The organism is Rhizobium sp. 16-488-2b (assembly GCF_017741815.1).
Lineage (GTDB): Bacteria > Pseudomonadota > Alphaproteobacteria > Rhizobiales > Rhizobiaceae > Rhizobium.
This window is the reverse complement of sequence record NZ_JAGHMF010000048.1, coordinates 1-8,967: the sequence shown is the minus strand read 5'-3', so window position 1 is coordinate 8,967 and position 8,967 is coordinate 1. Positions and strand designations below refer to the sequence as shown.

10 protein-coding genes are annotated in these 8,967 nt (G+C 58.4%); 7 read left to right on the top strand and 3 right to left on the bottom strand.

Features of this window, described 5'->3' with window-relative positions; genetic code table 11:
* Positions 1-156: 156 nt before the first annotated feature.
* The 3 genes from J5286_RS30940 to J5286_RS30930 are packed head-to-tail and all read left to right on the top strand — an operon-like array spanning position 157 to position 2,696.
* On the top strand, positions 157-804 hold the full coding sequence (locus J5286_RS30940) for an amino acid ABC transporter permease (protein WP_209193782.1): 648 nt from the start codon (positions 157-159) through the stop codon (positions 802-804).
* Positions 801-1,523 carry an amino acid ABC transporter ATP-binding protein gene (locus tag J5286_RS30935; RefSeq protein ID WP_209193781.1) on the top strand — a complete coding sequence of 241 codons (723 nt, stop codon included), beginning with the start codon at positions 801-803 and terminating at the stop codon, positions 1,521-1,523. The genes J5286_RS30940 and J5286_RS30935 overlap by 4 nt, the downstream gene beginning before the upstream one ends.
* A 6-nt stretch (positions 1,524-1,529) precedes the next feature.
* A complete protein-coding gene (locus J5286_RS30930) occupies positions 1,530-2,696 on the top strand; it encodes a trans-sulfuration enzyme family protein (RefSeq protein WP_209193780.1) in 1,167 nt (388 codons plus the stop codon).
* A 201-nt stretch (positions 2,697-2,897) separates the two neighbouring features.
* Here J5286_RS30930 and J5286_RS31680 read toward each other — a convergent pair whose 3' ends face one another.
* Together J5286_RS31680 and J5286_RS30920 are read right to left on the bottom strand one after the other, a co-directional pair.
* Positions 2,898-3,293 (bottom strand): hypothetical protein, encoded by a 396-nt coding sequence (locus J5286_RS31680; RefSeq protein ID WP_209193779.1) that lies wholly within the window; start codon positions 3,291-3,293, stop codon positions 2,898-2,900.
* Positions 3,294-3,569: 276 nt separating this feature from the next.
* Complete coding sequence (locus tag J5286_RS30920; protein WP_209193783.1) at positions 3,570-4,469, bottom strand: LysR family transcriptional regulator; 900 nt, start codon at positions 4,467-4,469, stop codon at positions 3,570-3,572.
* 133 nt (positions 4,470-4,602) lie between these two features.
* Here J5286_RS30920 and J5286_RS30915 point away from each other — a divergent pair, with 133 nt between their 5' ends.
* Complete coding sequence (locus J5286_RS30915; RefSeq protein WP_209193778.1) at positions 4,603-5,352, top strand: SDR family NAD(P)-dependent oxidoreductase; 750 nt, start codon at positions 4,603-4,605, stop codon at positions 5,350-5,352.
* Positions 5,353-5,362: 10 nt separating this feature from the next.
* Positions 5,363-6,115, top strand: coding sequence for an SDR family NAD(P)-dependent oxidoreductase (locus J5286_RS30910; protein WP_209193777.1), 753 nt, complete (start codon positions 5,363-5,365; stop codon positions 6,113-6,115).
* Between the two features lie 208 nt (positions 6,116-6,323).
* Here J5286_RS30910 and J5286_RS30905 read toward each other — a convergent pair whose 3' ends face one another.
* Complete coding sequence (locus J5286_RS30905; protein ID WP_209193776.1) at positions 6,324-6,677, bottom strand: VOC family protein; 354 nt, start codon at positions 6,675-6,677, stop codon at positions 6,324-6,326.
* Between the two features lie 270 nt (positions 6,678-6,947).
* Here J5286_RS30905 and J5286_RS30900 point away from each other — a divergent pair, with 270 nt between their 5' ends.
* Entirely contained in the window at positions 6,948-7,835 is an 888-nt protein-coding gene (locus J5286_RS30900; RefSeq protein WP_209193775.1) for an SDR family oxidoreductase, read from the top strand.
* 52 nt (positions 7,836-7,887) lie between these two features.
* Positions 7,888-8,751: an MBL fold metallo-hydrolase gene (locus tag J5286_RS30895; protein WP_209193774.1), complete on the top strand. Its 864-nt coding sequence runs from the start codon at positions 7,888-7,890 to the stop codon at positions 8,749-8,751.
* Positions 8,752-8,967: the final 216 nt, after the last annotated feature.

Here is an 8,967-nt window from a genome sequence, read left to right as displayed (position 1 = left end):
GCGACACGCCCGATCCGACCGGCATTGCCTTCGCTGTTCCGAAGGGAAGCGATCTGGCCGGCGTGATCAATGCCGGCATGAAGAAGATGGAAGCCGATGGCGAACTGACGAAGCTTCGCCAGAAGTATCATCTCGATTAAGGACAGAGGCGCTCCCATGTCAGATCAATCCTGGACGGAATATCTTCCATCCCTCCTGCAGGGAGCGGTGCTCACCATCGTCGTGACGTTCATCGCGATGATCGGGGGTACCGTGATTGGCTTCATCTTGGCGATGATGAAGATGTCCTCCTCGATGTTCCTGCAGGGGAGCGCTGCAGTCTACGGCACGTTCATACGAGGGCTGCCGCTGCTTGTGCAGGTGCTGCTTGTCTATTTCGCCTTGCCGATGCTCACCGGAATTCGCATGCCGGCAATGGTCGCCGGCACGGTGTCGATGACACTGTTCACCGGCGCCTTCATGGCCGAGATCATCCGCTCCGGAATCCAGTCCGTTGATCGTGGGCAGATGGAAGCCGGTCGCTCGATTGGCTTTGGCCACTGGCAGACGATGCGGCTGATCATCTGGCCGCAGGCGATCTGGGTAATGCTTCCCAACATCGCAAACCAGTTCAGCATTACCCTGAAAGACACATCTCTTCTCTCGGTGATCGGTGTCGTCGAACTGACGATGGCGGGCCAGACGATCTATTCGATGAACTTCGACACAATAAGAGTGCTGGCGATGGTGGGCGTCATCTACATGGCAATCTACTTGGTGGCCGAACGCTTCACTGCCTGGATGGAGCGGAGGATTTCCCGATGATCGAAGCGCATGGCGTCTACAAATCCTTCGGGCCGGTGCAGGTTCTCAAAGGTGTCGATCTGACGGTCAATGCTGGCGAAGTCGTCTGTCTGATCGGCGCGTCCGGCTCCGGAAAATCGACCTTCCTTCGTTGCCTGAACGGCCTCGAGATCGCCGACGACGGGCAGATCCTGATCGGAAAGACCGTATTGCTGGGCCATGGAACCAATCTCGACAAGCTGCGGCAGCGCGTCGGCATGGTGTTCCAGCACTTCAATCTCTTCAATCACATGTCGGTTCTCGAGAACATTACGCTTGGCCCCATCAAGCTGCGCAAGGTTCCGCGGGCGCAGGCCGAGGCGGAAGCACGAGAACTGCTGTCGCTCGTCGGCCTCACCGAACGAGCCGACGCGATGCCCCGCATGCTGTCCGGCGGCCAGAAGCAGCGCGTGGCGATCGCACGATCGCTGGCGATGAAGCCGGAAGCGCTGTTGTTCGACGAGCCGACCTCGGCGCTCGATCCGGAAATGGTGCGCGAGGTGCTCGATGTGATCCGCGGCGTCGCCCAGAAAGGCATGACGATGGTGATCGTTACCCACGAGATGGGCTTTGCCCGCGAGATTGCCGACCGGGTGGCCTTCATGCATGCCGGCACCATCCACGAGATCGGGCCACCATCGCAAATCTTCGAAGCGCCGCATGAAAAGCGGACGCAGGAATTTTTCTCTAAAGTTCTGTGAGACACGATGCGCAACAGCCGGACCCTGGACGATACCCTCTGCGTTATCCCGCCTGAAACGCCGCTCGAAGGATTCGCGAGCCTGGCGACGCCGGTCTATCGCGGTTCGACGATCGTCTTTCCTGACGCCGCGTCCTATCGCTCGAGGGCGGCGCGCGCGCCGGACGGCTATACCTACGGCCTATCGGGGACGCCCACCACGCGAACGCTGGAAGGCCAGCTCGCGCAGATGCACGATGCCGAACGGGCGATCATCCTACCCTCGGGACAGGCGGCAATTTCGGTCGCCATGCTCTCCCTGCTCAAGAAGGGTGACCATCTACTGGTGACGGACAACGTCTATCCGCCGGTTAAACAGTTCGCGCGCGAGGTTCTCTCCGATCTCGGCGTTGAGACGGAATATTTCGATCCGACCGATCTTACGGATTTGGGCGGCAAACTGCGTCCGGGCGAAACCAGACTGGTCTGGATCGAATCTCCGGGTTCCACGAGCATGGAGCTTTGCGACATTCCCGAGGTCGCGCGCCTCTCGAAGTCGGCGGGCGCCTTGGTTGGCTGCGATAACACGTGGGCCACCGGGCTGATCTGCAAGCCGCTCGATCTCGGCGTCGATATCGTCGCCGAGGCGCTGACCAAGTATGTCGGTGGCCATTCCGATATTCTGCTGGGCGCCATCATCGTTCGGGAAATGGATTTGTATGCCAAGTTCCGCAGGACCCTGAGCGCGCTGGGAATCGGCGTCTCGCCCGACGAGTGCTCGCTTGCGCTGCGCGGAATCCAGACGATGAGCCTGCGATTGCGGCATGTCGGCAGCGTGTCGGAAGAATTCGCCGAGCGTTTGGCCGGTCGTGGCGCCTATGAGGTGCTGCATCCCTGTCTTCCCGGCTTTGACGGGCACAACATATGGAAGCGCGACTTCAGCGGAAGCGCCGGTGTCTTCAGTATCAGGCTGGAAGGGGTCAGCGATGAGGTGATCGACCGGAGGCTGGACATGCTGAAGACCTTTGCGATCGGCGCCTCATGGGGCGGTACGCGCAGTCTTGTCGTCCCCATGGTGATCGACAACGACCGTCATGTGATGGAGCTTCCTAAGAGATCGACATATCTGCGCGTGAGCATAGGTCTCGAGAGTGCCGACGATCTCTGGAATGACCTTCAGACGCTCCTCGTTTGAGGTCGCTGGAGACATGTAAGCCCGGTGGCGGCAAGCCTCGATGCCTGGGTGGCATCGGCGCTTCTCTAATCGGCGGGTCAATGTCAATCGCCGTCGCTATTATTCTAACATTGCGGCAGTCAGTTTTTGGCGATTGCGGACGGTGGCGTTGCTGGTAATTCCCGGTGATGACAACGTGGCGTCCCGCACCCAGAATCCGCTTCAAAGCCCTTGGCCTCCACTGGCGCAGTGGCCGACTTCTTGCTGCCGAAGTTCTGGATGACACCGGGCGCGTAAAGGGAGTTCGCCCGCTCTGTGGTTCGGTCGAGTTTGGCGAAACGGCTGGTCATCCGCTAGTTTCACGAGGAACTCGGGATAACAGTAGAAGTCGTCGGCCCGCCTTTGTTCATAGAGAATATCTACACCCATGAAGACAGCCTGGGGCATGAGCTTCTTGCGATCTTCGATGTAATATTTCCCGATGCTGCTTTTTCCGAAGAGACACGCATCGAGTTCCATGAGGATGATGGAACGAAGTGCTTTGCAGAGTGGTTCGCCCTCGACGCATTGGACTTGCCTGATCGACCTCACCTCTACCCAGAGGGCTTGAAGACTCATCTGTTGAAATCCAGATGACCGTCCGCGTAGCGGCCGCAACGTGTCGCAAAAGTTGATCGTGAAACTCTGACTTTTGCACCTGACTTTCGCGACAGAATTTTCGGTAATTTTTCAACATGGACGATTTTGTCGCGAAACTCAGGATTTTCGCGACACTTCTATGGTAGTAGCTATTTCGGTAATGTTGCTGAAGTGCCAAAAAGGTGACCTGCAGCAGCTTGGTTTTAAGGTGAGTGACGACAGGCGTCGCACCATCGGAAATGCGACCGCTCAACATTACAGGAATTCGGCGGCGCCGTCGTCGAAACGCCCTGCAAGACGCTCCGCAAATCCTCGCATCGCGTTGCACACTTCATCGCAGAGGAGTCGCACGCGCTTCGTGCGCCGGGTGTCACCATGGGTCAGAAGCCAGACGTCGCCAATATGCGTGACCGGGGCACCGGGAACGCGGACGAGCAACGGGTCGACATCGCCGAGAAAGCACGGCAGGGCGGAGATGCCCATGCCGGCGAGGGCCGCCTCTAACTGTGAGCGCATTTCGGCGAAGCGGATCGGCATGGGGGCCATCTTGATTCCGACCTCCGGCTCCCAGTCCGTCGGAACGGTTTCGTTCGACCCGAGCAGCCAGGCGGGAGGTATCGAACGAGGGGCTGCCAGATTGCGGGCGATATAGAACCCCGTATGGAATTCGCAGAGCTTTTTTCCGTAAAGATTTTCAGGCGGTGATGCTCGACCAACGACGACGCGCAGCGCGACGTCAGCTTCCCGGTTGCCGAGGTTCACGACCGATCCCGAGCTCAGTATCTCCATGGCAATTTCCGGATAGTTCGCCCGGAACGCCGTTAACGTCGGCATCAGCAGATCGGTGGCGAACGAGATGGGAAGCGTGAACCTCAGGGGGCCGGAGACATCTTGGTCACGCCCGAAGATGCGCGCCTCGATCTGCGACGAAGCCGTCGCCATCTGTCCAGCAAGTTCGACGATATCGCTTCCGGCATCCGTTAGCCGGTATCCGGTCGGCAGCTTCTCGAACAGTTTGGTGTTGAGTTTTTCTTCGAGCCGCCCGATGCCGCGAATGATCGTTGCATGGTTGACCTCAAGCGCTTCTGCAGCAGCCCGGACGGTGCCGCCCTCGGCGACGGCGAGAAACATTCGAACCTCATCCCAATGATCCATGGTGCGTTTTTTCACAAGTGGTGTGCGCGACTCGCCAGTTTAAAAGTCAAGTTTCTTTTCGCATATCTGCCGAAGATGCAGTGCTTGTGCAATATCGCACACCGCTGCAGCGAAATGATCAAATGAGGAAATCATGGGCAAGCTTGATTCGAAAACCGCCGTCGTAACGGGCGGCTCCAGCGGTATTGGTTTTGCTATCGCCGAACGCTTTATCAGAGAAGGCGCGAAGGTCTATATCACGGGTCGCCGCCCAGCTGAACTCGATGTTGCCGCCAACAAGCTCGGCGAAAAGGCGAAGGCGATACAGAGCGACGTTTCCGATCTTGGCAGCCTTGACCGCCTGTTCGCGACGGTGCGGGAAGCGGAAGGGCGGCTCGATGTCCTTGTCGCCAACGCTGGCGTCATCGCATCCAGCAACATCCTCGACGCTGCGGAAGAGCACTTCAACAGCATGTTCGACATCAACGTCAAGGGAACATACTTCACCTTGCAGAAGGCAATTCCGCTGATGGGCCGCGGCGGGTCGATCATCCTCGTCTCGTCCTGCCTAGCGACCAAGGGCCTGCCCGGCCACAGCGTCTACAACGCCACGAAGGCGGCCATCCGGTCGCTAGTCCGCACAGCGGCGGCGGAATTGCTAATATCGGGCATCCGCGTGAACACGCTGAGCCCCGGCCCGGTCGACACGCCCATCATCGACGGCCAGGTGGGATCGCCGGAGGCGGCAGAGGAGTTCCGTAAGCAGGCGGCCGCTGTGGTGCCGCTTGGTCGCATCGGACGCCCGGCAGAACTCGCGGCAGCGGCGCTCTTCCTGGCATCGGATGAAAGCAGCTTCTCGACCGGGACGGACCTCGTGGTCGATGGCGGAATGACACAGCTCTAAGGAGACGGAAATGAAGAGACTTGAAGGCAAAACGGCCATCGTCACCGGCGCATCGAAGGGCATCGGCGCAGCGATAGCCAAGGAACTCGCGGCAGAGGGAGCACGGATGGTGGTGAACTACGCATCCAGTCGCGAGAGGGCCGAGGATGTCGTGGCGGCGATTACCGAGGTTGGAGGACAAGCCATCGCCGTCCAGGCAAACGTCGCCAACGGCGAGGACGTGAAGCGCTTGTTTGCGGAGACTTTGTCCGCCTTCAGTCGACTCGACATCCTCGTTAACAACGCCGCCGTCTACGGCCCGACGCCGCTCGATGCCATCACCATAGAGGAGTTCCGTAGCCATTTCGACACCAACGTTCTCGGTGTTATCCAGACCATCCAGGAGGCGGCCCGGCACTTCGGACCGTCCGGCGGCAGCATCGTCAACATCGGCTCCATTGACAGCATTCGCGCGGTCCCGGGGATGGCGGTTTATTCTGCAACCAAAGGCGCGCTGGATTGCCTAACGCGTGCCTTTGCGGCCGAGCTCGGATCTCGCGGCATTCGCGTCAACACACTCGCGCCGGGAGGTACGCATACCGAGGGAATAGAGAGCGTCGGCTTCATCGGAAGCCCGTTCGAGAAGGATATGATCGAGAAGACGCCGCTGGGCAGGCTTGGCCAGCCGCAGGACATCGCCAAGGCCGCGGCCTTTCTCGCCTCAGACGATGCGGCCTGGATTACCGGCGATCGGCTCGTGGCGTCCGGCGGATTCTACGGTTGAGGATGAACCGGAGCCAATTCGAAGAACAGAGTGGCGGCAGGGCCACTCAACTAAATCTATTTGCGCCAACATGCATCATCATCACAAAAATCGAGGCGAGTGCCTGACGCCTAGCGTCAATGAACGTCCGTTTCCGGCCGGCTTCCGCCGTCGCTATAATCCCGAGATTTGTTCAACATGTTATCCCGACTTTTGCAGCGCTGCAAAATCAGGAGTTGTGCGACAAGATGTTAATCACGTTGCCTAAGGGGTCCCGCACGTAGAAGCGACGAACGCCCCAAGGCTCGTTCGACAGGGGATACGCGATCTCGAAGCCTTCAGATTGGGCGCGCTCGTAGATTTCATCAACGTTATCGACCTCAACTGATAGGTCGGGAACCGAGGTTCCCGATCCTCCTTCATTTGCAACACTGACCTGCGGCCGTTCGCTTCCCTTGCTGGAAAATGTCAGAATCCAGCCGTGATCCATGACAATATCTAGACCCAAGAGCCGCTCATAGAACGACCGCGCAATTTGAGGGTCAGCAGCGGCGAGATTGGCGACTATCCGCAATACGGTCATGTTCTCTCCATTTCGCAAAACTCCCGAGTTTTGTTCGAATTGATTGCCTGACTTTCACGGCGTCGCAAAATCGGGATTTTCGCGACACCTGGACGACCTTGGCCATGTCGCTGAAGCGCCAATTGCCGACGATAAACTTGCGCTACGACTGATCTACGCGGCAGCCTTGCGACGACTGCATTTTACAATTCATCTTCCTAAGCCTCCCTTACTTCTGGCGGCGTTGCTCCACGCGTTTAGCCAGGGCCAAGCCAAAAGAGGTCGGAAAAGATGATCGATGTTGCTTTAAAAAAGCCTGGCCGTCCGGTCATTGGCGTAGCGGGAGCGACGGGTCGGACTGGAAGTTACCTCACGAGCAGACTCCTTAATCACTCAGTACACGTTGTTGCGCTCACGCGTGACCCGAACCCGCAACGGCTGCCTGAGGGCATAAATCGAGCCGTGGTGGACTTCGATGACCCAAACACGATTTCGAAAGGACTCGTTGGAGTAGATCGTCTTTTTCTGGCACAAGGGACCTCTCCTGATCAGGTCCGCAATGAAATCGCCGTCATCGATGCCGCGGTGTCCGCCGGTGTCTCACATGTCGTCAAGGTTTCGGCCATGGGGCCGCCGACACGTCTCCATCCGTTCGATTGGCACATGGAGATCGAAGCTCACCTCGCGAAGTATGACATCGGATATACGGTCCTTCGAGCCAGCACGTTCGTGGACATCCTCATCAACAGGGCAGCCAAGGCCGTTGTGGTGGGAACCTGGGGTGGAGCTGCGGGTGATGGTCGCGTTAATCTCATAGACACCCGTGATGTGGCCGACGTGGCTTTTTCTGCTCTTCTCGACGAGCGGCATCTGGGCACGCAGCGAGCTTATCACCTCACTGGACCACGAGCCGTCACAATGCAGGACGTGGCAGATGAACTGACGCACTTACTTGGTCGTGAGGTCCTGTACAGGCAGAGGACGCCTTCCGAGCAGCGACAGATCCTGATCGCTTCCGGTACGAGTGAGATGGTCGCTGATATCATGCTCGGCCTCGATCGCATCTTCCATGACTCCGTCCTCTCCGAAACGACTGACACCGTCCTGCAGCTCACTGGCAGACCGCCCCGCTCAGTGGAGAGCTGGCTGACGGAAAACCTGTCTGCGTTTCGTAGCTAGCACGCTTTCCGCCTTTCGAACCTAATGAAACCTTTAAGAATGGAACCGGCACATGACCGATGCTCCAAACCAGCCTGAGCTACGTTGGGAATTGTTCATTCGCAAGCGGCCGAGTGCGACGCAAGGTGTACCGCCAGGCAAGGAAGACCTGACATGGGTAGCAAACACAGTCACCTTGCTTTGGGGTCAACATGACGCCGTTCTTGTCGACACCTTCCTCAGCGACGCCCATAATACAGAGCTTGCCGACTGGATAGAATCCAAGGGGAGAAACCTGCGGACGATCTACCTGACCCACGCCCACCCGGACCACTTTTTTGGGCTGACCATGCTGCTCAGACGCTTTCCGGAAGCGCAGGCCATAGCCGTGCCCAATGTCGTTGCGGCGATGCGTAAAACCGCGTCGCCGGAGGAACTCGAACGCAACTGGAAGCGGCGCTTTCCAGGACTGGTGCCTGAACATCTCACAGTTGCTAAGAGCATGACGGGCAATACCTTCGAGCTGGAGAGACATGTACTCCAAGTCATTGAGATGGGGCACACGGACACAGACGATACGACAGGCCTCTATGTCCCTTCGCTCGGTCTCCTCATCGCCGGAGACGTCGTCTACAACGAGGCCCATCCGTTTCTGGTGGAAACCGACACAGCCGGGCGACAAGCGTGGCTTGCAGCCCTTGATAAGGCGGCAGTCCTATACCCCACCGCCGTCATCGTTGGTCATGGGCCGCTCAAACCCGACAACAGCCCCACCCATATTGAAGCAACGCGACGGTACATCCTGGACTTCGACCGCCTGGATCAGGAGACCGAAACAGCGGAGGAGCTTTACCACAAGATGCTGGCACTCTATCCGAACCGGATCAACCCGGGCTCCCTTTGGGGTAGCGCACACGCCGCCAAAAAAATCGCCTAGCTTGTAGATCGCAAACTTGCACTGCCGATGACAGTGTCCGCTTTGGGCCGGAGGCTGCCTTCTGCTTAGTGCCAAAAGCAGACGTGTGACAATCAGCCATCGCCTCTCAGGCAGAGACGGTGTCAGCCATGTGCCTCGAAAAGCATCTCGCAGTCATTAAACTTGGGAGGTTTGGCCGGATCAATAGAGAGCATCTCAACCCGTGGGCGTGTCGCA